This is a genomic window from Micromonospora sp. NPDC048170, assembly GCF_040652795.1.
Classification (GTDB): domain Bacteria; phylum Actinomycetota; class Actinomycetes; order Mycobacteriales; family Micromonosporaceae; genus Micromonospora.
The window spans coordinates 44,673-68,014 of record NZ_JBEZMR010000009.1 but is presented as its reverse complement, the minus strand read 5'-3'; the positions used below and the strand labels follow the sequence as shown (position 1 = coordinate 68,014).

The 23,342-nt window shown below is 68.4% G+C and carries 31 protein-coding genes; all 31 read left to right on the top strand.

Features of this window, described 5'->3' with window-relative positions:
• Positions 1-54: 54 nt before the first annotated feature.
• The 31 genes from AB0D32_RS14910 to map all read left to right on the top strand — a co-directional run bounded on the left by AB0D32_RS14910 (position 55) and on the right by map (position 23,332).
• The gene (locus tag AB0D32_RS14910) at positions 55-3,942 is read left to right on the top strand and encodes a DNA-directed RNA polymerase subunit beta' (RefSeq protein ID WP_357089676.1); all 3,888 of its coding nucleotides are present in this window, start codon (positions 55-57) and stop codon (positions 3,940-3,942) included.
• A gap of 109 nt (positions 3,943-4,051) precedes the next feature.
• Positions 4,052-4,423: a hypothetical protein gene (locus AB0D32_RS14905; protein ID WP_357089673.1), complete on the top strand. Its 372-nt coding sequence runs from the start codon at positions 4,052-4,054 to the stop codon at positions 4,421-4,423.
• Between the two features lie 355 nt (positions 4,424-4,778).
• On the top strand, positions 4,779-5,198 hold the full coding sequence (locus AB0D32_RS14900; protein WP_357089670.1) for a hypothetical protein: 420 nt from the start codon (positions 4,779-4,781) through the stop codon (positions 5,196-5,198).
• A 525-nt stretch (positions 5,199-5,723) separates the two neighbouring features.
• Positions 5,724-6,098 carry a 30S ribosomal protein S12 gene (gene rpsL / locus AB0D32_RS14895; RefSeq protein ID WP_014440718.1) on the top strand — a complete coding sequence of 125 codons (375 nt, stop codon included), beginning with the start codon at positions 5,724-5,726 and terminating at the stop codon, positions 6,096-6,098.
• Position 6,099: 1 nt separating this feature from the next.
• Positions 6,100-6,570, top strand: coding sequence for a 30S ribosomal protein S7 (rpsG, locus tag AB0D32_RS14890; protein ID WP_077938296.1), 471 nt, complete (start codon positions 6,100-6,102; stop codon positions 6,568-6,570).
• 75 nt (positions 6,571-6,645) lie between these two features.
• Positions 6,646-8,742 carry an elongation factor G gene (gene fusA, locus AB0D32_RS14885; protein WP_357089666.1) on the top strand — a complete coding sequence of 699 codons (2,097 nt, stop codon included), beginning with the start codon at positions 6,646-6,648 and terminating at the stop codon, positions 8,740-8,742.
• Positions 8,743-8,961: 219 nt separating this feature from the next.
• Positions 8,962-10,155, top strand: a complete 1,194-nt coding sequence (gene tuf, locus AB0D32_RS14880; protein WP_357089663.1) for an elongation factor Tu — start codon at positions 8,962-8,964, stop codon at positions 10,153-10,155.
• Positions 10,156-10,505: 350 nt separating this feature from the next.
• Entirely contained in the window at positions 10,506-10,814 is a 309-nt protein-coding gene (rpsJ, locus tag AB0D32_RS14875; RefSeq protein ID WP_007073037.1) for a 30S ribosomal protein S10, read from the top strand.
• Positions 10,815-10,825: 11 nt separating this feature from the next.
• Entirely contained in the window at positions 10,826-11,491 is a 666-nt protein-coding gene (rplC, locus tag AB0D32_RS14870; RefSeq protein ID WP_357089659.1) for a 50S ribosomal protein L3, read from the top strand.
• Positions 11,488-12,138 carry a 50S ribosomal protein L4 gene (gene rplD / locus AB0D32_RS14865; RefSeq protein WP_357089656.1) on the top strand — a complete coding sequence of 217 codons (651 nt, stop codon included), beginning with the start codon at positions 11,488-11,490 and terminating at the stop codon, positions 12,136-12,138. Before rplC ends, rplD begins: the two co-directional genes overlap by 4 nt.
• Positions 12,135-12,437, top strand: coding sequence for a 50S ribosomal protein L23 (gene rplW, locus AB0D32_RS14860; protein ID WP_088998352.1), 303 nt, complete (start codon positions 12,135-12,137; stop codon positions 12,435-12,437). Before rplD ends, rplW begins: the two co-directional genes overlap by 4 nt.
• Before the next feature lie 12 nt (positions 12,438-12,449).
• Complete coding sequence (gene rplB, locus AB0D32_RS14855; RefSeq protein ID WP_357089654.1) at positions 12,450-13,289, top strand: 50S ribosomal protein L2; 840 nt, start codon at positions 12,450-12,452, stop codon at positions 13,287-13,289.
• 12 nt (positions 13,290-13,301) lie between these two features.
• The gene (gene rpsS, locus AB0D32_RS14850) at positions 13,302-13,583 is read left to right on the top strand and encodes a 30S ribosomal protein S19 (protein ID WP_088647003.1); all 282 of its coding nucleotides are present in this window, start codon (positions 13,302-13,304) and stop codon (positions 13,581-13,583) included.
• A gap of 40 nt (positions 13,584-13,623) precedes the next feature.
• Positions 13,624-14,091: a 50S ribosomal protein L22 gene (gene rplV / locus AB0D32_RS14845; protein ID WP_357089652.1), complete on the top strand. Its 468-nt coding sequence runs from the start codon at positions 13,624-13,626 to the stop codon at positions 14,089-14,091.
• Positions 14,091-14,948, top strand: a complete 858-nt coding sequence (gene rpsC / locus AB0D32_RS14840; RefSeq protein WP_357089649.1) for a 30S ribosomal protein S3 — start codon at positions 14,091-14,093, stop codon at positions 14,946-14,948. The genes rplV and rpsC overlap by 1 nt, the downstream gene beginning before the upstream one ends.
• Positions 14,949-14,951: 3 nt before the next feature.
• Positions 14,952-15,377, top strand: coding sequence for a 50S ribosomal protein L16 (gene rplP / locus AB0D32_RS14835; RefSeq protein ID WP_073834927.1), 426 nt, complete (start codon positions 14,952-14,954; stop codon positions 15,375-15,377).
• Positions 15,377-15,613 (top strand): 50S ribosomal protein L29, encoded by a 237-nt coding sequence (gene rpmC, locus AB0D32_RS14830; RefSeq protein WP_007073028.1) that lies wholly within the window; start codon positions 15,377-15,379, stop codon positions 15,611-15,613. The genes rplP and rpmC overlap by 1 nt, the downstream gene beginning before the upstream one ends.
• Positions 15,610-15,885, top strand: a complete 276-nt coding sequence (gene rpsQ / locus AB0D32_RS14825) for a 30S ribosomal protein S17 (protein WP_357089646.1) — start codon at positions 15,610-15,612, stop codon at positions 15,883-15,885. Before rpmC ends, rpsQ begins: the two co-directional genes overlap by 4 nt.
• A gap of 97 nt (positions 15,886-15,982) precedes the next feature.
• On the top strand, positions 15,983-16,351 hold the full coding sequence (gene rplN / locus AB0D32_RS14820; protein WP_357089643.1) for a 50S ribosomal protein L14: 369 nt from the start codon (positions 15,983-15,985) through the stop codon (positions 16,349-16,351).
• Positions 16,348-16,668: a 50S ribosomal protein L24 gene (rplX, locus tag AB0D32_RS14815; RefSeq protein ID WP_172896341.1), complete on the top strand. Its 321-nt coding sequence runs from the start codon at positions 16,348-16,350 to the stop codon at positions 16,666-16,668. Before rplN ends, rplX begins: the two co-directional genes overlap by 4 nt.
• Entirely contained in the window at positions 16,668-17,237 is a 570-nt protein-coding gene (rplE, locus tag AB0D32_RS14810) for a 50S ribosomal protein L5 (RefSeq protein WP_357089640.1), read from the top strand. The genes rplX and rplE overlap by 1 nt, the downstream gene beginning before the upstream one ends.
• A gap of 1 nt (position 17,238) precedes the next feature.
• The gene (locus tag AB0D32_RS14805) at positions 17,239-17,424 is read left to right on the top strand and encodes a type Z 30S ribosomal protein S14 (RefSeq protein ID WP_088998358.1); all 186 of its coding nucleotides are present in this window, start codon (positions 17,239-17,241) and stop codon (positions 17,422-17,424) included.
• A gap of 118 nt (positions 17,425-17,542) precedes the next feature.
• Positions 17,543-17,950: a 30S ribosomal protein S8 gene (rpsH, locus tag AB0D32_RS14800; RefSeq protein ID WP_013288624.1), complete on the top strand. Its 408-nt coding sequence runs from the start codon at positions 17,543-17,545 to the stop codon at positions 17,948-17,950.
• 16 nt (positions 17,951-17,966) lie between these two features.
• Positions 17,967-18,509, top strand: a complete 543-nt coding sequence (rplF, locus tag AB0D32_RS14795; protein ID WP_357089637.1) for a 50S ribosomal protein L6 — start codon at positions 17,967-17,969, stop codon at positions 18,507-18,509.
• 8 nt (positions 18,510-18,517) lie between these two features.
• Positions 18,518-18,895: a 50S ribosomal protein L18 gene (gene rplR, locus AB0D32_RS14790; RefSeq protein WP_357090013.1), complete on the top strand. Its 378-nt coding sequence runs from the start codon at positions 18,518-18,520 to the stop codon at positions 18,893-18,895.
• A 33-nt stretch (positions 18,896-18,928) separates the two neighbouring features.
• Positions 18,929-19,543, top strand: a complete 615-nt coding sequence (gene rpsE / locus AB0D32_RS14785) for a 30S ribosomal protein S5 (protein WP_357089634.1) — start codon at positions 18,929-18,931, stop codon at positions 19,541-19,543.
• Positions 19,543-19,725 (top strand): 50S ribosomal protein L30, encoded by a 183-nt coding sequence (gene rpmD, locus AB0D32_RS14780; RefSeq protein ID WP_012184313.1) that lies wholly within the window; start codon positions 19,543-19,545, stop codon positions 19,723-19,725. The genes rpsE and rpmD overlap by 1 nt, the downstream gene beginning before the upstream one ends.
• Positions 19,725-20,168, top strand: coding sequence for a 50S ribosomal protein L15 (rplO, locus tag AB0D32_RS14775; RefSeq protein WP_357089630.1), 444 nt, complete (start codon positions 19,725-19,727; stop codon positions 20,166-20,168). The genes rpmD and rplO overlap by 1 nt, the downstream gene beginning before the upstream one ends.
• A gap of 236 nt (positions 20,169-20,404) precedes the next feature.
• Complete coding sequence (gene secY, locus AB0D32_RS14770; protein WP_357089628.1) at positions 20,405-21,733, top strand: preprotein translocase subunit SecY; 1,329 nt, start codon at positions 20,405-20,407, stop codon at positions 21,731-21,733.
• Positions 21,734-22,387, top strand: coding sequence for an adenylate kinase (locus AB0D32_RS14765; protein WP_091627746.1), 654 nt, complete (start codon positions 21,734-21,736; stop codon positions 22,385-22,387).
• Positions 22,388-22,480: 93 nt separating this feature from the next.
• On the top strand, positions 22,481-23,332 hold the full coding sequence (gene map, locus AB0D32_RS14760; protein ID WP_357089624.1) for a type I methionyl aminopeptidase: 852 nt from the start codon (positions 22,481-22,483) through the stop codon (positions 23,330-23,332).
• Positions 23,333-23,342 lie beyond the last annotated feature (10 nt).

The window sequence follows — 23,342 nt, the reverse complement described above, 5'->3', positions numbered from 1 at the left end:
GGCTCCCGACCCCACCCACTAGCTAGCAGTACAGACGACGACATAGGGGACATAGTGCTCGACGTCAACTTCTTCGACGAGCTGCGCATCGGCCTCGCCACCGCTGACGACATCCGTCAGTGGTCGCACGGTGAGGTCAAGAAGCCTGAGACGATCAACTACCGCACCCTGAAGCCGGAAAAGGACGGGCTCTTCTGCGAGAAGATCTTCGGTCCGCAGCGGGACTGGGAGTGCTACTGCGGTAAGTACAAGCGGGTCCGGTTCAAGGGCATCATCTGCGAGCGCTGCGGCGTCGAGGTGACCCGGTCGAAGGTCCGGCGTGAGCGGATGGGGCACATCGAGCTCGCCGCGCCGGTGACCCACATCTGGTACTTCAAGGGCGTGCCGAGCCGGCTGGGCTACCTGCTGGACCTCGCCCCCAAGGACCTCGAAAAGATCATCTACTTCGCCTCGTACGTCGTGACGAGCGTGGACGCCGAGTCGCGTCACCGTGACCTCTCGACGATCGAGAACGAGATCCTGGCCGAGAAGCGGCAGGCTGAGAACAGCCGCGACTCGGAGATCGAGAAGCGGGCCACCAAGCTCGAGGCCGACCTGGCCGAGCTGGAGGCCGAGGGTGCCAAGGCGGACGTCCGGCGCAAGGTCAAGGAGGGCGGAGAGCGCGAGATGCGCCAGATCCGCGACCGGGCCCAGCGCGAGATCGACCGCCTGGACGAGGTGCTGGACACCTTCCGCAAGCTGGAGCCGAAGCAGCTCGTCACCGACGAACTGCTCTACCGCGAGCTGCGCGACCGGTTCGGCGAGTACTTCACGGGCGGCATGGGCGCCGAGGCCATCAAGGCGCTGGTCCAGAACATGGACCTCGACGCCGAGGCCGAGAACCTGCGCGAGACCATCCGCTCCGGCAAGGGCCAGCGGAAGATCCGGGCGCTCAAGCGGCTCAAGGTCGTCGCGGCGTTCCTGAACACCCGCAACTCGCCGCTCGGCATGGTGCTCGACTGCGTGCCGGTCATCCCGCCGGACCTGCGTCCGATGGTGCAGCTCGACGGTGGCCGCTTCGCGACCTCCGACCTGAACGACCTGTACCGCCGCGTGATCAACCGGAACAACCGCCTCAAGCGGCTGATCGACCTCGGCGCGCCCGAGATCATCGTCAACAACGAGAAGCGGATGCTCCAGGAGGCCGTCGACGCGCTGTTCGACAACGGCCGCCGTGGCCGGCCGGTCACCGGGCCGGGTAACCGCCCGCTGAAGTCGCTCTCCGACATGCTCAAGGGCAAGCAGGGCCGGTTCCGCCAGAACCTGCTGGGCAAGCGCGTCGACTACTCCGGCCGTTCGGTCATCGTCGTCGGCCCGAAGCTCAAGCTGCACCAGTGCGGCCTGCCCAAGCAGATGGCGCTGGAGCTGTTCAAGCCGTTCGTGATGAAGCGGCTGGTCGACCTCAACCACGCGCAGAACATCAAGTCCGCCAAGCGGATGGTCGAGCGGCAGCGGCCGGTCGTGTGGGACGTGCTGGAAGAGGTCATCGGTGAGCACCCGGTCCTGCTGAACCGGGCCCCGACCCTGCACCGCCTGGGCATCCAGGCCTTCGAGCCGCAGCTCGTCGAGGGCAAGGCCATCCAGATCCACCCGCTGGTCTGCACCGCGTTCAACGCGGACTTCGACGGTGACCAGATGGCGGTGCACGTGCCGCTCTCCGCCGAGGCCCAGGCCGAGGCGCGGATCCTGATGCTGTCGTCGAACAACATCCTCAAGCCGGCCGACGGCAAGCCCGTCACCATGCCCACCCAGGACATGGTCATCGGCCTCTACCACCTCACCCACCTCACCACGGGTGAGAAGGGCGAGGGCCGGCCGTTCAGTTCGGACGCCGAGGCGCGGATGGCGTACGACAACGGCGAGCTGCACCTGCAGGCCCCGGTGAAGATCCGCCTGCGTGGCGTGGTCGAGGTCGACAACGGCGCCAGCGCCGAGCCGTGGACCGCCCCGGAGGGCTGGGTCGCGGGCGACCCGCTGACCGTGGAGACGACCCTCGGCCGGGTGCTGTTCAACGAGACGCTGCCGCAGGGCTACCGCTACGTGAACTACGAGATCCGCAAGGGTCAGCTCTCCGCGATCGTCAACGACCTCGCCGAGCGCTTCCCCAAGGTGGCGCTGGCCGCCACCCTGGACGGGCTCAAGGAGGCCGGCTTCCACTGGGCCACCTGGTCCGGCGTGACGATCGGCATGGAGGACGTCATCGCCCCGCCGCGCAAGCGGGAGATCCTGGAGCGGTACGAGAAGGAAGCCGACCAGATCGACAAGCAGTACCAGCGTGGTCTGATGACCCCGGAGGAGCGTCGCGGCGAGCTCATCCAGATCTGGACCAAGGCGACCAACGAGGTCGCCAAGGAGATGGACACCGCGCTGCCGCAGGAGAACCCGCTGTGGAAGATGATCAACTCGGGTGCCCGCGGTAACCTCCTCCAGCTCCGGCAGATCGCGGCGATCCGTGGTCTGGTGGCCAACCCGAAGGGCGAGATCATCCCGCGGCCGATCAAGGCCAGCTACCGGGAGGGTCTGTCCGTGCTGGAGTACTTCATCTCCACGCACGGTGCCCGCAAGGGTCTCGCGGACACCGCCCTGCGTACCGCCGACTCGGGTTACCTGACCCGTCGTCTGGTGGACGTCTCGCAGGACGTCATCATCCGCGAGGAGGACTGCGGCACCGACCGCGCCATCCCGATGCAGATCGGTGAGCGGCTCGACGGCACGCTGGTCGTGCACGAGCACGCCGAGACCAGCGTGCACGCGCGCACGCTGGCCGACGACATCAAGGGGCCGGACGGCGTCGTCGTCGCCGAGCGGGGTCAGGACATCAACTCCATCCTGGTCGACAAGATCGTTGCCGCCGGGACGGAGACGGTGCGGGTGCGCAGCGTGCTCACCTGCGAGTCGAAGCTGGGCGTCTGCGGTGCGTGCTACGGCCGCTCGCTGCCGACCGGCAAGACCGTGGACGTCGGCGAGGCGGTCGGCATCATCGCCGCCCAGTCGATCGGTGAGCCGGGTACGCAGCTGACGATGCGTACCTTCCACACCGGTGGTGTCGCGGGTGAGGACATCACCCAGGGTCTGCCGCGTGTCCAGGAGATCTTCGAGGCCCGGGTCCCGAAGGGCAAGGCGCCCATCGCCGACACCCCCGGTCGGATCCGGATCGAGGACGGCGAGCGCTCGCGGAAGATCATCGTGGTGCCGGACGACGGCAGCGAGGAGATCGTCTACGACAAGATCTCCAAGCGGGTCCGGCTGCGGACCCACGACGGCGGTCACGTCGAGGTCGGCGAGAAGCTCACCGAGGGCACCATCGACCCGCACGAGCTGCTGCGCATCCTCGGCCCGCGCGCGGTCCAGGTCCACCTGACCCAGGAGGTCCAGGAGGTCTACCGCTCGCAGGGTGTGCTCATCCACGACAAGCACATCGAGATCATCATCCGCCAGATGCTCAAGCGGGTGACGGTCATCGACTCCGGCTCGACCGAGTTCCTGCCGGGCGTGCTGGTCGACCGGGCGCTGTTCGAGTCGGAGAACCGCCGACTCGTCTCCGAGGGCGGCGAGCCCGCCGCCGGCCGTCCGGTGCTGATGGGTATCACCAAGGCCTCGCTGGCCACCGACTCCTGGCTCTCGGCGGCCTCCTTCCAGGAGACCACCCGGGTGCTGACCGACGCGGCGATCAACTCGCGCAGCGACTCGCTCGTCGGCCTCAAGGAGAACGTGATCATCGGTAAGCTCATCCCGGCCGGTACGGGCATCAGCAAGTACCGCAACGTCCGGGTCGAGCCGACCGAGGAGGCGAAGGCCAAGGTCTACTCGATGACCGGCTACCCGGAGACCGACTACGGCTTCGGGCCGGCCAGCGGCCAGGCGGTTCCGCTGGACGACTTCGACTTCGGGTCGTACCGCTAGGCAGCACGATCGACGAGGCCCCCGGCTCCTGCCGGGGGCCTCGCCGTGTCCAGGGACCGGGTGGCCGGTGCGGGCGTCGCGGCGGACCCGGCCGGGGCATGATGGGGGCATGACGATCGCTCCCGGGCAGGCTCCCGTCGCCCAGCCGGGGCTGCCCCGCCATCCGCTGGATCCGGACCCGGCCCGGGCCACCAAGGCGCGGGCGGTCTTCGCGCTGGGCCTGATCGGCGCGCTGACCGGCCTGTTCATCGGCGGTGTGGTCCCGGCCACGCTGGCGCTCCAGCTCGCCCGCCAGGCGCGCCGGGAGGCGTACGCCTCGGGGGGTTTCCTGACCGGCGCGGCCTGGCTGCGCCGGGGGGAGCGGCTGGCCTGGACGGGCCTGGTGCTGGTCGCCGTCAGCGTGGTGGCCGCGGTGGTGCTCGGGGTGGTCCGGCTCGCCGACACGCCCTACGGGCAGGACTTCGCACCGAACGTGGACTGACTGACCGACCGACCGCCCGCCGGGCACGGGCCGCGCCGGGCGTGGGTCGGCGGCGGTAGCCTGGCTCGGTGTCCGTCGCGCGGCGGTGGACGCCGAGACGTCGACAGGAGGACCCGTGACGGAACCGGCGCGCTTCCCGGGCAGCGATCCCGTGGCGCATCCGGACGCCGCCCCGCCCGGCGGGCCGCAGTGGGCCCGACCCGACGGGGGCCAGGGCGTCGCGTCCGGCGCGTCAGGGCATCCGTCGCCGGCGCCACACTGGGGCGCGTCCTCCCCGGGACCGTCGCCGGCGCACCGGGCCTCGTCGCCCTCAGGAGCGGGCCCGTCCCCGGCTGCGGGCTGGGGGCCGGCCCCGATGCCCCCGCCGCCGCGCGAGGCGGCCCGGCCGCCGAAGCGGGTCGACCCCGTCGCGGGAACGCCGTTCGGCGTGGTGCATCTCGACGTACCGCCGGTCACCTCCGGCCTGGCCGTGGGTTCCCTGGTGGCCGGGATCGCCTCGACGCTTGTCGCGATGCTGGTGATCTGTCTCGGGGCGGTCGCCCGCACGGGCGGCGCGTGGGCGGCCGGCGCCTTCACGGTGTTGGGCGTCCTGGCCGGCGCGGGCGCCGTCGTCGCCGGCCTGCTGGCGTTGCGACAGATCCGGCGCCCGGCGGCGCCGCCGGCGGTCCGGTTCACCGGTCGTGGCCTGGCGGTGGCCGGAGTCAGCTGCGGTGGGGCGGGACTACTGCTCAGCCTGCTCGGCCTGGGGTTGGCGTTGCTGCTGGCGCTCGGGTGACGCCCGTGCCCGGCCGTGGGACGTGACCTCGGCCGTGACGGGGTCGACGGGTCGGCCCGATGGGGAAGCCGGTACACTCGGATCCGTAGGTGCCCATCACGGGCGGGCTCGGGCCCGGTAGGTGCCCACCACGGGCAAGTAGGCGCGACGGGTTCGATCGGCGAGCGGTGGACGCTCTGCCAGCCGCTCCGTTTTGACCTGTGCGGTTGTGGTAGGTACTCTTTCCCCTTGTGCCTGGGCATGCCCAGGCAACTCGTGCGTGCGCTGGATCCGGTGAGCCGGGGATCGCGTGGGAGCACGACAAAGCCAAAGATCCGGCGCGCGGCCTGCCGTGTGCTGGTGCGAGACCCGGTCGACACGCGTGAGCGTCGGCGCCGGGACCGTGAGCTGGGCGACACGCCCGACCGCGGGTGCCGGGACCTCCGCGAGGTGGGCCCGGCCGGAATGTAGGAGAGTCGGCCAACAGGCCGGCTACGGCAGACGGCGCGGCCGCCACCAGGCGGTCGAAGGGAGCGGAGAAACCCGGTGCCCACGATTCAGCAGCTGGTCCGAAAGGGCCGCCAGGCAAAGACGAGTAAGACCAAAACCCCGGCGCTGAAGGGTTCTCCTCAGCGGCGCGGCGTGTGCACCCGCGTGTACACCACCACCCCGAAGAAGCCGAACTCGGCGCTGCGCAAGGTCGCTCGTGTCAAGCTCAGCAGCCAGATCGAGGTGACCGCCTACATCCCGGGTGTCGGCCACAACCTGCAGGAACACTCGATCGTGCTCGTCCGCGGCGGCCGTGTGAAGGACCTCCCCGGCGTGCGTTACAAGATCGTTCGCGGTTCGCTGGACACCCAGGGTGTCCGCAACCGCAAGCAGGCGCGCAGCCGTTACGGCGCGAAGAAGGAGAAGAGCTGACATGCCGCGTAAGGGACCCGCTCCGCGGAAGCCGCTGGTCGCTGACCCGGTGTACAACTCTCCGCTGGTCACCCAGCTGGTGAACAAGATCCTTCTGCGCGGTAAGCGTCAGCTCGCCGAGCGCATCGTCTACGCCGCCCTCGAGGGCTGCCGTGAGAAGTCCGGCACCGACCCGGTCGTCACCCTCAAGCGGGCGATGGACAACGTCAAGCCGACCCTCGAGGTGCGCAGCCGTCGCGTCGGTGGCGCCACCTACCAGGTCCCGGTCGAGGTCCGCCCCGCCCGGGCGACCACCCTGGGTCTGCGCTGGCTGGTCACCTACTCCCGCGCCCGGCGCGAGAAGACGATGATCGAGCGGCTGATGAACGAGCTGCTGGACGCGAGCAACGGTCTCGGTGCCGCCGTCAAGCGGCGCGAGGACACGCACAAGATGGCCGAGTCCAACAAGGCCTTCGCGCACTACCGCTGGTAACACCCTGGTTCCGGCGCCCTCGCGGCGCCGGAACCGCCACCAGTTGTGTCGAGACGACGATAAGTAGGGACTGAAGTGGCCGCCGCAGACGCGCTCGCCAACGTACGCAACATCGGCATCATGGCTCACATCGATGCCGGTAAGACCACCACCACCGAGCGGATCCTGTTCTACACCGGCATCACGTACAAGATCGGCGAAACCCACGAGGGTGGCGCCGTCATGGACTGGATGGAACAGGAACAGGAGCGTGGTATCACCATCACCTCCGCCGCCACCAAGTGCGAGTGGAAGGGCCACACGATCCAGATCATCGACACGCCCGGCCACGTCGACTTCACGGTCGAGGTCGAGCGGTCGCTGCGGGTGCTGGACGGTGCGGTCGCGGTCTACGACGGTGTCGCCGGCGTCGAGCCCCAGACGGAGAACGTCTGGCGGCAGGCCGACAAGTACAACGTCCCCCGGATGTGCTTCGTCAACAAGCTCGACCGGACCGGCGCCGACTTCTTCCGCTGCGTGCAGATGATGATCGACCGGCTCAACGCCACCCCGCTGGTGCTCCAGATCCCGATCGGCGCCGAGTCCGACTTCGTCGGCGTGGTCGACCTGGTCGAGATGCGGGCCCTCACCTGGCACGGCGAGACCCAGAAGGGTGAGGACTACACGGTCGAGGAGATCCCGGCCGAGCTGGCCGACTCCGCCGCCGAGTGGCGCGAGAAGCTGCTGGAGACCCTGGCCGACGTCGACGACGCGGTGATGGAGAAGTACCTGGAGGGCGAGGAGATCTCCGTCGAGGAGATCAAGGCCGCCATCCGTCGGGCCACCATCGCCGGCAAGGCCAACCCGGTCCTCACCGGTACCGCCTTCAAGAACAAGGGCATCCAGCCGATGCTGGACGCGGTCGTCGCGTACCTGCCGTCGCCGCTGGACATCCCCGCGATCGAGGGCACGGCCACCGACGGCGAGACCCCGCTGCTGCGGAAGCCGTCCAAGTCGGAGCCGTTCTCCGGCCTGGCCTTCAAGATCCAGACGGACAAGCACCTCGGCAAGCTCACCTACGTCCGGATCTACTCCGGCACGCTCGAGTCCGGCTCCCAGGTGGTCAACTCCACCAAGGACCGCAAGGAGCGGATCGGCAAGATCTACCAGATGCACGCCAACAAGCGGGAAGAGCGCAGCTCGGCCCAGGCTGGCGACATCATCGCGGTGCAGGGTCTCAAGCAGTCCACCACCGGTGACACCCTGTGCGACCCGGCGAACCCGGTCATCCTGGAGTCGATGACCTTCCCGGAGCCGGTCATCGAGGTCGCCATCGAGCCGAAGACCAAGGCCGACCAGGAGAAGCTCAGCACCGCCATCCAGCGGCTGGCCGAGGAGGACCCGACCTTCCGCGTCAAGCTGGACGACCAGACCGGTCAGACGGTCATCTCCGGCATGGGTGAGCTGCACCTGGACATCCTGGTCGACCGGATGCGCCGCGAGTTCAACGTCGAGGCGAACATCGGTAAGCCGCAGGTGGCGTACCGCGAGACCATCCGCCGCAAGGTGGAGAAGGTCGAGTACACGCACAAGAAGCAGACCGGTGGTTCCGGCCAGTACGCCCGGGTGATCATCAGCCTGGAGCCGCTGCCGCTCGGCAACGACGCCCCGACCTACGAGTTCGCCAACGCGGTGACCGGTGGCCGCATCCCCCGGGAATTCATCCCGTCGGTGGACGCGGGTGCGCAGGACGCCATGCAGTACGGCATCCTCGCCGGCTTCCCCCTGGTGGGTGTCAAGCTCACCCTGGTGGACGGCCAGTACCACGAGGTCGACTCGTCGGAAATGGCATTCAAGATCGCCGGCTCGATGGCGATGAAGGAGGCGGCCCGCAAGGCCGACCCCGCGCTGCTCGAGCCGATGATGGCTGTTGAGGTCACCACTCCTGAGGAGAACATGGGTGACGTCATCGGCGACCTCAACTCCCGCCGCGGCATCATCCAGGCGATGGAGGAGCGCAGCGGCGCCCGCGTCGTCCGGGCTCTGGTGCCGTTGTCGGAGATGTTCGGCTACGTCGGCGACCTGCGGTCGAAGACCCAGGGCCGGGCTAGCTACAGCATGCAGTTCGACTCCTACGCCGAGGTTCCGTCCTCGGTCGCGAAGGAGATCATCGCCAAGGCGACGGGTGAGTGACCCTCACCTGACGTGATCGATGATCCGGGGCGGTCGCGGGAGGGTGCTCCCGCCCGCGGCCACCTCGGTCGGAACGCGTGAGACCGGGCCTGTAGGCTTCATCGCCGCAGAACCCACCAAAGCTCTCCGGCCGTCAGGCTGGAAAGGCTGTCGACAGAGTCCTAAGCGCCGACCGGCGCGCCGGGGCGTACGAACCAAGAAGTCCACAGGAGGACACCAGTGGCGAAGGCGAAGTTCGAGCGGACTAAGCCGCACGTCAACATCGGCACCATTGGTCACATCGACCACGGTAAGACGACGCTGACGGCGGCCATCACCAAGGTCCTGCACGACCGGTACCCGGACCTGAACCCGTACACGCCGTTCGACGAGATCGACAAGGCGCCGGAGGAGAAGGCCCGGGGCATCACGATCTCGATCTCGCACGTCGAGTACCAGACCGAGGCGCGGCACTACGCGCACGTCGACTGCCCCGGTCACGCCGACTACATCAAGAACATGATCACCGGTGCCGCCCAGATGGACGGCGCGATCCTGGTGGTCGCGGCGACCGACGGCCCGATGCCGCAGACCCGCGAGCACGTGCTGCTGGCCCGTCAGGTCGGCGTGCCGTACATCGTCGTGGCGCTCAACAAGAGCGACATGGTCGACGACGAGGAGCTCCTGGAGCTCGTCGAGCTCGAGGTCCGTGAGCTGCTGTCGAACCAGGAGTACCCGGGTGACGACCTGCCGGTCGTCCGGGTCTCGGCGCTGAAGGCCCTCGAGGGTGACCCCGAGTGGACCGGCAAGCTGCTGGACCTGATGACCGCGGTCGACACCGCGATCCCGCAGCCGGAGCGCGAGACCGAGAAGCCGTTCCTGATGCCGATCGAGGACGTCTTCACGATCACCGGTCGTGGCACGGTCGTCACCGGTCGCGCGGAGCGCGGCGTGCTCAAGCCGAACGAGGAGGTGGAGATCGTCGGCATCCGCGAGAAGTCGATGAAGACCACCTGCACCGGCATCGAGATGTTCCGCAAGCTGCTCGACGAGGCCCGCGCGGGCGAGAACGTCGGTCTGCTGCTGCGTGGCATCAAGCGCGAGGACGTCGAGCGCGGCATGGTCGTCATCAAGCCGGGCACCACGACCCCGCACACGGAGTTCGAGGCGACGGTCTACATCCTCTCCAAGGAGGAGGGCGGCCGGCACACCCCGTTCTTCCAGAACTACCGTCCGCAGTTCTACTTCCGGACCACGGACGTCACCGGTGTCGTCACGCTCCCCGAGGGCACCGAGATGGTCATGCCGGGTGACAACACCACCATGACGGTGAAGCTGATCCAGCCCATCGCCATGGAGGAGAGCCTCAAGTTCGCGATCCGCGAGGGTGGCCGCACCGTCGGCGCCGGGTTCGTCACCAAGATCATCAAGTGAGCTAGGTAACCCCGATTAGACCCGCCGCCGGTCGTGCGGCATACTAGTCAGGTTGCGTAACGACAGTTCGCTGCCCGTGTTCGGCTTACGCTGAACCTCCGGGTGGCAGGACAGTCGAGCGTGGGGTGGTTGACGGCCCGGCCGTCAACCACCCTCGCACGGCGTTCAGGTCGCGGTAGTGCGATCGACGCCTTGACCCACCGCGCGGTCAGAGTCTCTCCGGAGTCCCGGGGCGGAGCCTGGCCCGAGGGCGCGACACGCCCGACCGCGGGGGTCGGCGAAGTGGGCCTGTGCCAGCCGGCACAGGCGCCCGCAACACAGCGGCATCGAGAGAAGGAACAGAAGCCACCATGGCGGGACAGAAGATCCGCATCCGGCTCAAGGCCTATGACCACGAGGTCGTCGACTCCTCGGCTCGGAAGATCGTCGAGACGGTGACGCGTACCGGGGCGCAGGTCGCGGGCCCGGTGCCGCTGCCCACGGAGATCAACCGTTTCTGCGTTATCCGCTCGCCGCACAAGTACAAGGACTCGCGCGAGCACTTCGAGATGCGCACGCACAAGCGGCTGATCGACATCATCGACCCGACCCCGAAGACGGTCGACTCGCTCATGCGCCTCGACCTGCCGGCTGGCGTCGACATCGAGATCAAGCTGTAGGGACCGGACAAATGGACAGGCAAGTCAAGGGGATCCTGGGCGCCAAGCTCGGCATGACCCAGGTCTGGGACAACAACCGTGTTGTCCCGGTGACCGTGGTCGAGGCCGGCCCGTGCGTCATCAGCCAGGTTCGTAGCGCCGAGAAGGACGGTTACTCCGCGGTCCAGCTGGCGTACGGCACGATCGACCCGCGCAAGGTCAAGAAGCCGATCAGCGGGCACTACGCGAAGGCCGACGTCGCGCCGCGCCGGCACATCGTCGAGCTGCGCACCGCCGACGCGGCGGACTACTCACTCGGCCAGGAGATCACGGTCGAGGAGTTCCCGGCCGGCGTCTCCATCGACGTGACCGGCAAGACCAAGGGCAAGGGCTACGCCGGCCCGATGAAGCGGCACGGCTTCCACGGTCTGCGCGCCAGCCACGGTGTCGAGCGCAAGCACCGCTCGCCCGGCTCCATCGGCGCCTGCGCCACTCCGGGTCGTGTCTTCAAGGGCACCCGGATGGCCGGCCGGATGGGTGGCGTGCGCTACACCGTCCAGAACCTGACCGTCCAGGCGGTCGACACCGAGAACAACCTCCTGCTCGTCCGCGGCGCCATTCCCGGCCCCAAGGGCGCGCTGGTTCTGGTCCGTACCGCGGCCAAGACCAAGGCGAAGAAGGGCGGTGTGGCCAAGTGACCACCGTTGACGTCCTCACCGTCGAAGGCTCCAAGAGCGGCTCCGTCGAGCTGCCCGCCGACATCTTCGACGTCCAGGCCAACCTCGCGCTGATGCACCAGGTCGTGGTGGCCCAGCTCGCGGCGGCCCGGCAGGGCACGCACAAGGTCAAGACCCGCGGCGAGGTCGCCGGTGGCGGCAAGAAGCCGTACAAGCAGAAGGGCACCGGTCGCGCCCGGCAGGGCTCGATCCGCGCGCCGCAGTTCGCCGGCGGTGGCGTCGTGCACGGCCCCGTGCCGCGCGACTACAGCCAGCGGACCCCGAAGAAGATGAAGGCCGCCGCCCTGCGTGGCGCTCTCTCCGACCGGGCCCGCGCCGGGCAGGTGCACGTCGTCGAGGCGTTCGTCTCGGGCGAGAAGCCGTCGACCAAGGCCGCCCTGGCCACGCTGGCGAAGCTGACCGAGGCCCGCCGGGTCCTGGTCGTGCTGAGCGGCACCGACGAGCTGAACTGGGTGTCGCTGCGCAACGAGCCGCGGGTGCACCTGATCGAGGCCAGCCAGCTCAACACGTACGACGTGCTGGTGGCCGACGACGTGGTCTTCACCAAGGACGCCCTGGACGAGTTCCTCGGTGTTCCCGCCGAGACCACCGAGGAGGGTGGCAAGTGAGCACGATCGCCGACCCGCGCGACATCATCGTGGCGCCGGTCGTCTCGGAGAAGAGCTACAGCGAGCTGAACCGCAACTGGTACACCTTCCTGGTGCACCCGGACGCGAACAAGACCGAGATCAAGATCGCGATCCAGCAGATCTTCGACGTCCGCGTCCTGACGGTCAACACGCTCAACCGCCAGGGCAAGCGCAAGCGCACCAAGACCGGCTTCGGTCAGCGCAAGGCCACCAAGCGGGCGATCGTGAAGCTGGCTGACGGTGACCGTATCGAGGCCTTCGGCGGCCCGGTCAGCTGAGGGGTGTAGACAATGGCTATCCGTAAGTACAAGCCGACGACGCCGGGCCGGCGTGGCTCCAGCGTCGCCGACTTCGCTGAGATCACCCGGTCGACGCCCGAGAAGTCGCTGCTGGCTCCGCTGCCGAAAAAGGGCGGGCGCAACGTCCACGGCCGGATCACCGCACGGCACCACGGCGGCGGTCACAAGCGCCAGTACCGTCTGATCGACTTCAAGCGGGTCGACAAGGACGGCGTGCCGGCGAAGGTCGCCCACATCGAGTACGACCCGAACCGCACCGCGCGCATCGCGCTGCTGCACTACGCCGACGGCGAGAAGCGCTACATCCTCGCGCCGAAGGACCTGAAGCAGGGCGACCGCGTCGAGTCGGGCCCGGGCGCGGACATCAAGCCGGGCAACAACCTGCCGCTGCGCAACATCCCGGTCGGTACCACGATCCACAACGTGGAGCTGCGTCCCGGCGGCGGCGCCAAGCTGGCCCGCTCGGCCGGTGTCGGCATCCAGCTGCTCGGCCGGGAGGGCGCGTACGCGACCCTGCGTATGCCGTCCGGCGAGATCCGGCGGGTCGACGTCCGGTGCCGCGCCAGCATCGGCGAGATCGGCAACGCCGACCAGTCGAACATCAACTGGGGCAAGGCCGGCCGGATGCGGTGGAAGGGCAAGCGCCCGACCGTCCGTGGCGTCGCGATGAACCCGGTCGACCACCCGCACGGTGGTGGTGAGGGTAAGACCTCCGGTGGTCGCCACCCGGTCAACCCGCAGGGTAAGCCCGAGGGCCGCACCCGTCGTAAGGGCCAGCCGAGTGACCGGCTGATCGTCCGCCGCCGCTACGCCACGCGTAAGCGCGGCTGAGGGAGATAAGACATGCCTCGCAGCCTGAAGAAGGGCCCGTTCATCGACGACCACCTGCTCAAGAAGGTGGAGACGCAGAACGACAAGGGCTCGAAGAACGTCATCAAGACCTGGTCGCGGCGCTCGACGATCATCCCGGAGATGCTGGGTCACACGATCGCCGTGCACGACGGACGCAAGCACGTCCCGGTGTTCGTGACCGAGGCGATGGTCGGGCACAAGCTCGGCGAGTTCGCGCTGACCCGCACGTTCAAGGGTCACGAGAAGGACGACCGGAAGAGCCGTCGGCGCTGACGCCGCGGGCATACGGATAGAGGAACAAGGGGTTACAGCGATGCCAGGAAAGGGCGACGCTCCGGTGCTTCCGGGCGCGCGGGCGGTTGCGCGGCACGTGCGCATCTCGCCGATGAAGGCGCGCCGGGTGGTCAACCTCGTCCGCGGCCTGCCCGCGAAGGAGGCGCTCACGGTGCTGCAGTTCGCGCCGCAGGCTGCGAGCGAGCAGGTGTACAAGGTGCTCGCGAGCGCGATCGCCAACGCGGAGAACAACGAGCGGCTGGACCCCGACGCGCTGCTCGTCAGCGAGGCGTACGTCGACGAGGGCCCGACCATGAAGCGGTTCCAGCCGCGGGCGCAGGGCCGGGCGTACCGGATCCGCAAGCGCACCTGCCACATCACCGTCGCGGTCGAGGCGGTGGCGCCGGCCGCGCCGAAGAAGGCGGCCGCGAAGAAGGCGGCCCCGACGAAGCAGGCGGAGCCGGCCGAGACGGCCGAGACGCAGAGCAAGACGGAGGGCGCCGAGTAATGGGTCAGAAGGTTCACCCGCACGGGTTCCGGCTCGGCATCTCGACCGACTGGAAGTCCCGCTGGTTCGCGGACAAGCTCTACAAGGACTACATCGGCGAGGATGTCAAGATCCGCCGCATGATGTCCAAGGGCCTCGAGCGTGCCGGCATCTCCAAGGTCGACATCGAGCGCACCCGGGACCGGGTCCGCGTCGACATCCACACCGCCCGGCCGGGCATCGTCATCGGCCGTAAGGGTGCGGAGGCCGACCGGATCCGCGGCGAGCTCGAGAAGCTGACCGGCAAGCAGGTCCAGCTGAACATCATCGAGGTGAAGAACCCCGAGTCGGACGCGCAGCTCGTCGCACAGGGTGTGGCCGAGCAGCTCTCCAGCCGGGTCAGCTTCCGCCGGGCGATGCGCAAGGCCATGCAGTCCGCGATGAAGAACCCGGTCTGCAAGGGCATCCGGGTCCAGGTCTCGGGCCGTCTCGGCGGCGCCGAGATGAGCCGGACCGAGTTCTACCGCGAGGGCCGGGTTCCGCTGCACACGCTGCGGGCCAACATCGAGTACGGCTTCTTCGAGGCCCGTACGAGCTTCGGCCGGATCGGCGTGAAGGTCTGGATCTACAAGGGTGACGCGGTGCCGGGTCGGGAAGCCCCGGCCGAGGCTCCGTCGCGCCCGCGCCGTGACCGCGGCGACCGCCCCGAGCGGCCGCGTCGTGGCCGGTCCGGCTCGTCCGGAACGACCGCCGGCGGTACCGAGGCCGGCAGGGCCGCCGCCGCGACGACCATCGCGCAGCAGGCCGAGACGCCGAGTGGTGACGCGGTGGATCCCGCCGCCGTCGCCGCCGCGGCAGAAACGCAGCAGGAGGGCTGACAGATGCTGATGCCGCGCAAGCCCCCGAAGGGCTTCCGCAAGCCGCACCACCCGGACCGCCACGGCGCGTCCAAGGGTGGTAACCGGGTGGTGTTCGGCGAGTTCGGGATCCAGGCTCTCGAGCCGGCGTACGTGACCAACCGCCAGATCGAATCGGCGCGTATCGCGATGACCCGCCACATCAAGCGTGGTGGCAAGGTCTGGATCACGATCTTCCCGGACCAGGCCCTCACCAAGAAGCCGGCCGAGACCCGGATGGGTTCCGGTAAGGGTTCGCCCGAGTGGTGGGTCGCCAACGTCAAGCCGGGGCGGGTCCTCTTCGAGATGTCCTTCCCCAACGAGCAGATCGCGCGAGAGGCGATGCGTCGCGCGATCCACAAGCTCCCGATGAAGTGCCGCATTGTTACGCGCGAAGTGGGTGAATCCTGATGGCAGCGGGCGTTAAGGCCTCCGAGCTGCGTGAGCTCTCCGAGGAGGAGCTGGTCACGAAGCTGCGCGAGGCCAAGGCGGAGCTGTTCAACCTCCGCGTGCAGGCCGCGACCGGCCAGCTGGACAACAACCGGCGGCTGCAGGTCATCCGTCGGGAGATCGCCCGGATCTACACGATCATGCGTGAGCGCGAGCTGGGTCTCTCGGCCGCGCCGACTGAGGTGACTGCATCATGAGCGAGAACACCACCGCCACCGCGCGGGCCCGCCGCAAGGTGCGTGAGGGCCTCGTGGTCAGCGACAAGATGGAAAAGACCGTCGTCGTCGAGGTCGAGGACCGGGTCAAGCACGCGCTGTACGGCAAGATCATGCGCCGTACCAGCAAGCTGAAGGTGCACGACGAGCAGAACACCGCCGGCATCGGCGACCGGGTCCTGATCATGGAGACCCGGCCGCTGTCCGCCACCAAGCGGTGGCGGCTCGTGGAGATCCTGGAAAAGGCCAAGTAGCGAAGGCTCAAGCTCGCCCGGCGTCAGTCGGGCGCGGGTTCCGCCAGGCTCCGGCCGCCGTGCGTGGCCGGAGAACCGGCAGACATAGGAGATAGACGTGATTCAGCAGGAGTCGCGACTGCGCGTCGCCGACAACACGGGTGCTCGGGAGATCCTGTGCATCCGGGTTCTCGGTGGCTCCGGTCGGCGCTACGCGAGCATCGGCGACGTCATCGTGGCCACCGTCAAGGACGCGATCCCGGGTGCCGGTGTGAAGAAGGGCGACGTCATCAAGGCCGTCGTCGTTCGCACCGCCAAGGAGAAGCGGCGGCCGGACGGTTCGTACATCCGCTTCGACGAGAACGCCGCCGTCATCATCAAGGACGGCGGGGACCCGCGCGGTACCCGTATCTTCGGCCCGGTGGGTCGCGAGCTGCGGGACAAGCGGTTCATGAAGATCATCTCTCTCGCGCCGGAGGTGTTGTGACCGTGAAGGTCAAGAAGGGCGACACGGTCGTCGTCATCGCCGGCAAGGACAAGGGCGCCAAGGGCAAGGTCATCGCGGCCTACCCGCGGCAGGACAAGGTCCTGGTCGAGGGCGTGAACCGGGTCAAGAAGCACACCCGTATCAGCACCACCCAGCGTGGCGCCAAGACCGGTGGCATCGTCACCCAGGAGGCCCCGATCCACGTCTCGAACGTGCAGGTCCTGGACTCCGACGGCAAGCCGACCCGAGTCGGTTACCGGATCGACGAAAACGGCCAGAAGGTCCGCATCGCGCGTAGCACCGGTAAGGACCTGTGATGACCACGGCTACCGAAGCCAAGACCATGCCGCGCCTCAAGGAGCGGTACCGCAACGAGATCGTGGCGCAGCTGCAGGAGCAGCACAGCTACGGCAACCCCATGCAGGTGCCGCGGCTGGTCAAGATCGTCGTCAACATGGGTGTCGGCGAGGCCGCCCGGGACGCCAAGCTGATCGACGGCGCCGTCCGGGACCTGGCCACCATCACCGGCCAGAAGCCGCAGGTTCGGCGGGCGACCAAGTCCATCGCGCAGTTCAAGCTCCGCGAGGGCATGCCGATCGGCGCGAAGGTGACCCTTCGTGGCGACCGGATGTGGGAGTTCCTGGACCGGCTGCTGTCGATCGCTCTGCCGCGTATCCGTGACTTCCGTGGTCTGGACGGGCGCAAGCTCGACGGGCACGGCAACTACACCTTCGGCCTGACCGAGCAGTCGGTGTTCCACGAGATCGACCAGGACAAGATCGATCGGCAGCGGGGCATGGACATCACGGTGGTCACGACCGCCACGACCGACGACGAGGGCCGGGCGCTGCTCAAGCTCCTGGGCTTCCCGTTCAAGGAGAACTGAGATGGCCAAGAAGGCGCTGATCCACAAGGCGGCCGCGAAGCCGAAGTTCTCGGTTCGCGCGTACACCCGCTGCCAGCGGTGCGGGCGTCCCAAGGCGGTCTACCGCAAGTTCGGTCTCTGCCGGGTCTGCATCCGGGAGATGGCCCACCGCGGTGAGCTGCCGGGCGTTTCCAAGGCTTCCTGGTAAGGGCGACCGCGTCCCGGCCGCCAGGCCGGGGCCCCTTGCACCGATCACGTATTGCTCTTCGCCGTAGGCCCGGGGCGTAAGGCCCCGGGAACCCCGGCGAGAAAGGCTGACGAAATCCATGACGATGACCGACCCGATCGCAGACATGCTCACGCGTCTGCGTAACGCCAACCAGGCGTACCACGACCGGGTGACGATGCCCTACTCGAAGATCAAGGCGAACATCGCCGAGGTCCTCAAGGCCGAGGGCTACATCGCCACCTGGTCGGTCGAGGAGCCCGAGGAGGGCGCCGTCGGCAAGCGACTGGTCGTCGAGCTGAAGTACGGCCAGAACCGGGAGCGGAGCCTGGCCGGCATCAAGCGCGTGTCCAAGCCCGGTCTGCGGGTTTACGCCAAGTCGGACGGGCTCCCGCGGGTGCTCGGCGGGCTGGGCGTGGCGATCATTTCGACGTCCCAGGGGCTGCTCACCGACCGGCAGGCCCGCAAGCGGAGCGTTGGCGGGGAAGTCCTCGCCTTCGTCTGGTAACGGGAGACAGGTAGAAATGTCGCGTATTGGACGTAAGTCGATCCCGGTGCCAGCCGGCGTCGACATCACGATCGACGGGCAGACCGTCAAGGTCAAGGGCCCGAAGGGCGAGCTCTCGCACACCCTGGCCGAGCCGATCACGATCGACCGGGCCGAGGACGGGCAGCTGAACGTCAACCGCCCGAACGACGAGCGCCGGGCCAAGGAACTGCACGGCCTCAGCCGTACCCTGGTCGCCAACATGATCGTCGGCGTGACCGAGGGCTACCGCAAGAGCCTGGAGATCGCCGGCACCGGTTACCGCGTGACCGCCAAGGGCAAGGACCTGGAGTTCGCGCTCGGGTTCTCGCACCCGGTGTCCGTGCCTGCGCCGGACGGCATCACCTTCACGGTGGAGAAGCCGACGCTGTTCCACGTGGCCGGCATCGACAAGCAGCTCGTCGGTGAGGTTGCCGCCAACATCCGGAAGATCCGCCCGCCGGAGCCCTACAAGGGCAAGGGCGTGAAGTACCAGGGCGAGGTCATCCGCCGCAAGGCTGGAAAGGCAGGTAAGAAGTGAGCGCCACGCTGCTCAAGCGCCGCCGCGGCGTCGCCGCCAAGCGTGCCGTCGGGCGTGCGCGCCGGCACTTCCGGGTCCGCAAGAACGTCAGCGGCACCGCCGAGCGTCCCCGCCTCGTGGTCACCCGTTCCCTGCGGCACATCGTGGCCCAGATCGTGGACGACACCAAGGGCCACACCCTTGCGTCGGCCTCGACCCTGGACACGTCGCTGCGCGGCACGGAGGGCGACAAGAGCGCCCTGGCCGGCAAGGTCGGCGCCCTGCTCGCCGAGCGGGCCAAGGCCGCTGGCGTCTCCAAGGTCGTCTTCGACCGCGGTGGCAACCGGTACGCGGGGCGGGTCGCCGCGCTTGCCGACGCCGCCCGCGAAGCCGGGCTCGAGTTCTAGAAACCCCGTCACGAGAGAGAAGGAAGGCTGCTGATGCCAGGTCAACAGCGCCGTGGCGGCGGGTCCGGTGGCAACGAGGGTGGTCGCCGCGACAACCGCCGTGAGGGCGGCCGCGGAAACGCGCCCGTCGAGAAGACCCCGCACCTTGAGCGGGTCGTCGCGATCAACCGCGTCGCCAAGGTCGTGAAGGGTGGTCGTCGCTTCAGCTTCACCGCCCTGGTGATCGTGGGCGACGGCGACGGCACCGTCGGCGTGGGCTACGGAAAGGCCAAGGAGGTGCCCGCGGCGATCGCCAAGGGCGTCGAGGAGGCCAAGAAGCACTTCTTCAAGGTTCCGCGGATCGCCTCCTCGATCCCGCACCCGGTGACGGGTGAGGCCGCGGCCGGTGTGGTGCTGCTCAAGCCGGCTTCCGCCGGTACGGGCGTCATCGCCGGTGGTCCGGTGCGTGCCGTGCTGGAGTGCGCGGGTATCCACGACGTGCTCTCCAAGAGCCTCGGTTCGTCGAACCCGATCAACATCGTGCACGCCACCGTGGCGGCGCTGAAGGGGCTCGAGTCCCCCGAGGTCGTCGCCGCCCGTCGTGGCCTGCCGGTCGAGGACGTCGCGCCGGCCGCCATGCTGGCGTCGCGGGCGGGGGTGGCTTCCTGATGGCTCGCCTGAAGGTCACCCAGGTCCGGTCCGAGATCGGGACCAAGCGGAACCAGCGTGACTCGCTGCGTTCGCTCGGTCTCAAGCGGATCAACGACGTGGTGGTCAAGGAGGACCGTCCGGAGATCCGCGGCATGATCTTCACGGTCAACCACCTCGTGAAGGTCGAGGAGGTCGAGTAATGACGATCAAGGTCCACCACCTGCGCCCGGCGCCCGGTGCCAAGACCGCGAAGACCCGTGTGGGTCGCGGTGAGGGCTCCAAGGGCAAGACCGCCGGTCGCGGTACCAAGGGTTCCAAGGCCCGCAAGAACATCTCCGCGGCGTTCGAGGGTGGGCAGATGCCCATCCACATGCGCCTGCCGAAGATGAAGGGCTTCAAGAACAAGTTCAAGGTGGTCTTCCAGGTGGTCAACCTGGACCGACTCGCCGAGCTGTTCCCGAACGGTGGCCAGGTCGGTCCGCTGGAGCTGGTCGAGGCCGGCGCGGTCCGCAAGGGTCACCCGGTCAAGGTCCTCGGCACCGGGGACCTCGGCGGGATCGCCATCCAGGTGTCGGCGCACGCGTTCAGTGCGTCGGCCAAGGAGAAGATCGCCGCCGCCGGTGGCTCCGTCACCGAGCTGTAAGGGCTGTACGACCCATGGCGCCCGCTCAGTTGTCCGCAACTGGGCGGGCGCCATGGTCTGCCTGGCACGTGTGCGCCGGGTAACATCGGATTCGGTTTATGTAGCCGGGCACATCTGCCCGGACGGGGATCGGGCTGTTAGAGTCCCTTCCCAGCCATGGATATCGGGCACTCGCCCGGCACCCACCCCGAACCGCCAGGGATCACCGGCGGCCCGCCTCGCGCAGGAGGAAGAAGTTGCTGTCCGCCTTTCTCAGTGCGTTCCGTACGCCTGACCTGCGCAAGAAGCTGCTGTTCACAGTAGGCATCATCGCGGTCTACCGGCTCGGGGCGACGCTGCCCAGCCCGGGCGTCTCGTACGGCAACGTCCAGAAGTGCCTCGACACCCTCCAGGACGGCTCCACCGGGGTGTTGAACCTGCTCAACCTCTTCTCCGGCGGAGCGCTGCTGCAGCTCTCGGTCTTCGCGTTGGGCATCATGCCCTACATCACAGCGTCGATCATCCTGCAGCTGCTGACCGTGGTGATCCCCCGGCTGGAGCAGCTCCGCAAGGAGGGCCAGTCCGGCCAGGCGAAGATCACCCAGTACACCCGCTACCTGACCCTGGGCCTCGGTGTCCTCCAGGCCTCGGCGTTCGTGGCGCTGGCCCGCTCCGGGCAGCTCTTCAACAACCAGTGCGACCAGTTCCCGATCATCCCCGAGGGGACCGGGATCCCGGACTGGATGACGCTGGGCCTCCTGGTCATGACGATGACCGCCGGCACGGGCGTGGTGATGTGGCTCGGCGAGCTGATCACCGACCGCGGCGTCGGCAACGGCATGTCGGTCCTGATCTTCACCTCGATCGCCGCCCGGCTCCCCAGCGAGGGCTGGCAGATCAAGCAGACCGGCGGCTGGAGCAAGTTCCTGCTCGTCATCGCGCTGGTCCTGGTCGTCATCACCGCGGTCACCTTCATCGAGCAGGCGCAGCGCCGGATCCCGGTGCAGTACGCCAAGCGCATGATCGGCCGGCGGATGTACGGCGGCACCTCGACCTACATCCCGCTGAAGGTCAACCAGGCGGGTGTCATCCCGGTCATCTTCGGCTCGTCGCTGCTCTACCTGCCCCAGCTGGCGCTGCAGTTCTTCGACCAGAACAACCCGGGCAAGACCCAGGCGTGGATCCAGAACAACCTGGTCGACCCGACCAGCCCGATCTACATCGCGGTCTACTTCCTGCTGATCATCTTCTTCACGTACTTCTACGTCTCGATCACGTTCAACCCGACCGAGGTCGCGGACAACATGAAGAAGTACGGTGGCTTCGTGCCGGGTATCCGCCCCGGCAAGCCGACCGCCGACTACCTCGACTTCATCCTCAGCCGGATCACGCTGCCGGGCGCCCTCTACCTGGGCATCATCTCGATCCTGCCGAACTTCTTCTTCATCTGGCTGGACAAGCAGCAGTACCTGAACTTCCCGTTCGGCGGCACCGCTGTGCTGATCATGGTTGGCGTCGGTCTGGAGACCACCAAGCAGATCGAGAGCCAACTGATGCAGCGGAACTACGAAGGGTTCCTGCGGTAGATGAGACTCGTTCTGGTTGGCCCGCCGGGTGCGGGCAAAGGCACACAGGCTGAGTTCATCGCCGCGCACCTCTCGGTCCCGAAGATCTCGACCGGTGACATCTTCCGGTCGAACGTCTCGCAGGGCACCCCGCTCGGGGTCGAGGCGAAGCGCTACATGGACGCCGGCGAGCTGGTGCCCGACGAGGTCACGATCAACATGGTGCGTGACCGGCTCGCCGAGCCGGACGCCTCCGAGGGCTTCCTGCTCGACGGCTTCCCGCGCACCACGCCGCAGGCCGCCGCGCTCGACAAGCTCCTCGCCGACCTGGGCACCGCGCTGGACCTGGTGCTGGAGTTGGTCGTCGACGACGACGAGGTGATCCGGCGGCTCTCCGGTCGGCGTACCTGCCGGGGCTGCGGCAAGATCTGGCACGTCGAGTTCGACGCCACCTCCCGCGAGGGCATCTGCGACCGGTGCGGCGCCGAGCTGTTCCAGCGCGACGACGACAAGCCGGAAACCATCGCCACCCGCCTGCGGGAGTACGCGGACAAGACCGCGCCGCTGGTCGACTACTACGGCGCCCAGGGCAAGCTGGTGGGCATCGACGCCACCGGCCCGGTGGAGGACGTCACCGTCCGCGCCATCGACGCCCTGCGGTCGTACGGCGGCTGACGTCCCGCCGGGTTCCGGCGGATAGAGTGCGAAGAGCGGGGTACGTCCGACGTGCCTCGCTCTTCGGCTTCGGCAACGAAAGGTAACGGCTCCATGCGTCGTCCCCAGCTGGACATCCAGCTGAAGACCCCTGACCAGATCGAGAAGATGCGGGCTGCCGGGCTGGTGGTCGCCGAGGCGCTGCGTCGGATGCGGGAGGCGGTCGCCCCCGGGGTCAGCACCGCCGACCTGGACGCCATCGCCGAGTCGACCATCCGCGAGGCCGGTGCCGTCCCTTCCTTCAAGGGCTACCACGGCTTTCCCGCGTCGATCTGCTCGTCCGTCAACGAGCAGGTCGTGCACGCCATCCCGTCGGCGCAGCAGGTGCTCCGCGACGGCGACATGATCTCCATCGACTGCGGTGCGGTGCTGAACGGCTGGCACGGCGACGCCGCCATCACCGTCGGCGTGGGCGAGGCCGACCCGGCGCTGCTGAAGATGACGGCGGTGGCCGAGGACGCCATGTGGGCGGGCATTGCCGCCGCCGCCCGGGGCGCGGCCAGCGGCAAGGGCCGGCTCACCGACATCTCCCACGCCGTGGAGGACGCGGTACGCAAGGGCGGCCGGTACGGCATCGTCGACGGCTACGGCGGGCACGGCATCGGCACCGAGATGCACCAGGACCCGCACGTGCTCAACCACGGGCGGCCGGGCAAGGGTCCCCGCCTGGTGCCGGGCATGGCGCTGGCGATCGAGCCGATGATCACGATGGGTTCGCCGCGGACCGTCGAGCTCTCCGACGGCTGGACCGTGGTCACCCGGGACCGGTCGATGGCGGTGCACGTCGAGCACACGATGGCGCTGCTCCCGGACGGCGTCTGGGTGCTGACCGCGCCGGACGGCGGCCGGGGCCGACTCGGCGAACTGGTCACCTCCCGCCAGCCGGCGGACTCACCGGCCCGCTGAGCTCCTGGCC

What these genes read in the sequence shown, in the direction of transcription:
- rpsC (WP_357089649.1), top strand. Translation starts at nt 14,091, where the DNA reads ATGGGTCAGAAGGTTCACCCGCACGGGTTCCGGCTCGGCATCTCGACC.
- rpmD (WP_012184313.1), top strand. Translation starts at nt 19,543, where the DNA reads ATGGCTCGCCTGAAGGTCACCCAGGTCCGGTCCGAGATCGGGACCAAG.
- rpsQ (WP_357089646.1), top strand. Translation starts at nt 15,610, where the DNA reads ATGAGCGAGAACACCACCGCCACCGCGCGGGCCCGCCGCAAGGTGCGT.
- rpsJ (WP_007073037.1), top strand. Translation starts at nt 10,506, where the DNA reads ATGGCGGGACAGAAGATCCGCATCCGGCTCAAGGCCTATGACCACGAG.
- rplV (WP_357089652.1), top strand. Translation starts at nt 13,624, where the DNA reads ATGCCAGGAAAGGGCGACGCTCCGGTGCTTCCGGGCGCGCGGGCGGTT.
- map (WP_357089624.1), top strand. Translation starts at nt 22,481, where the DNA reads ATGCGTCGTCCCCAGCTGGACATCCAGCTGAAGACCCCTGACCAGATC.
- AB0D32_RS14805 (WP_088998358.1), top strand. Translation starts at nt 17,239, where the DNA reads ATGGCCAAGAAGGCGCTGATCCACAAGGCGGCCGCGAAGCCGAAGTTC.
- rpsS (WP_088647003.1), top strand. Translation starts at nt 13,302, where the DNA reads ATGCCTCGCAGCCTGAAGAAGGGCCCGTTCATCGACGACCACCTGCTC.
- rplC (WP_357089659.1), top strand. Translation starts at nt 10,826, where the DNA reads ATGGACAGGCAAGTCAAGGGGATCCTGGGCGCCAAGCTCGGCATGACC.
- rpmC (WP_007073028.1), top strand. Translation starts at nt 15,377, where the DNA reads ATGGCAGCGGGCGTTAAGGCCTCCGAGCTGCGTGAGCTCTCCGAGGAG.
- AB0D32_RS14900 (WP_357089670.1), top strand. Translation starts at nt 4,779, where the DNA reads ATGCCCCCGCCGCCGCGCGAGGCGGCCCGGCCGCCGAAGCGGGTCGAC.
- rplP (WP_073834927.1), top strand. Translation starts at nt 14,952, where the DNA reads ATGCTGATGCCGCGCAAGCCCCCGAAGGGCTTCCGCAAGCCGCACCAC.
- AB0D32_RS14765 (WP_091627746.1), top strand. Translation starts at nt 21,734, where the DNA reads ATGAGACTCGTTCTGGTTGGCCCGCCGGGTGCGGGCAAAGGCACACAG.
- rplE (WP_357089640.1), top strand. Translation starts at nt 16,668, where the DNA reads ATGACCACGGCTACCGAAGCCAAGACCATGCCGCGCCTCAAGGAGCGG.
- rpsH (WP_013288624.1), top strand. Translation starts at nt 17,543, where the DNA reads ATGACGATGACCGACCCGATCGCAGACATGCTCACGCGTCTGCGTAAC.
- rplO (WP_357089630.1), top strand. Translation starts at nt 19,725, where the DNA reads ATGACGATCAAGGTCCACCACCTGCGCCCGGCGCCCGGTGCCAAGACC.
- rpsE (WP_357089634.1), top strand. Translation starts at nt 18,929, where the DNA reads ATGCCAGGTCAACAGCGCCGTGGCGGCGGGTCCGGTGGCAACGAGGGT.
- rpsG (WP_077938296.1), top strand. Translation starts at nt 6,100, where the DNA reads ATGCCGCGTAAGGGACCCGCTCCGCGGAAGCCGCTGGTCGCTGACCCG.
- rplF (WP_357089637.1), top strand. Translation starts at nt 17,967, where the DNA reads ATGTCGCGTATTGGACGTAAGTCGATCCCGGTGCCAGCCGGCGTCGAC.
- rplB (WP_357089654.1), top strand. Translation starts at nt 12,450, where the DNA reads ATGGCTATCCGTAAGTACAAGCCGACGACGCCGGGCCGGCGTGGCTCC.
- AB0D32_RS14905 (WP_357089673.1), top strand. Translation starts at nt 4,052, where the DNA reads ATGACGATCGCTCCCGGGCAGGCTCCCGTCGCCCAGCCGGGGCTGCCC.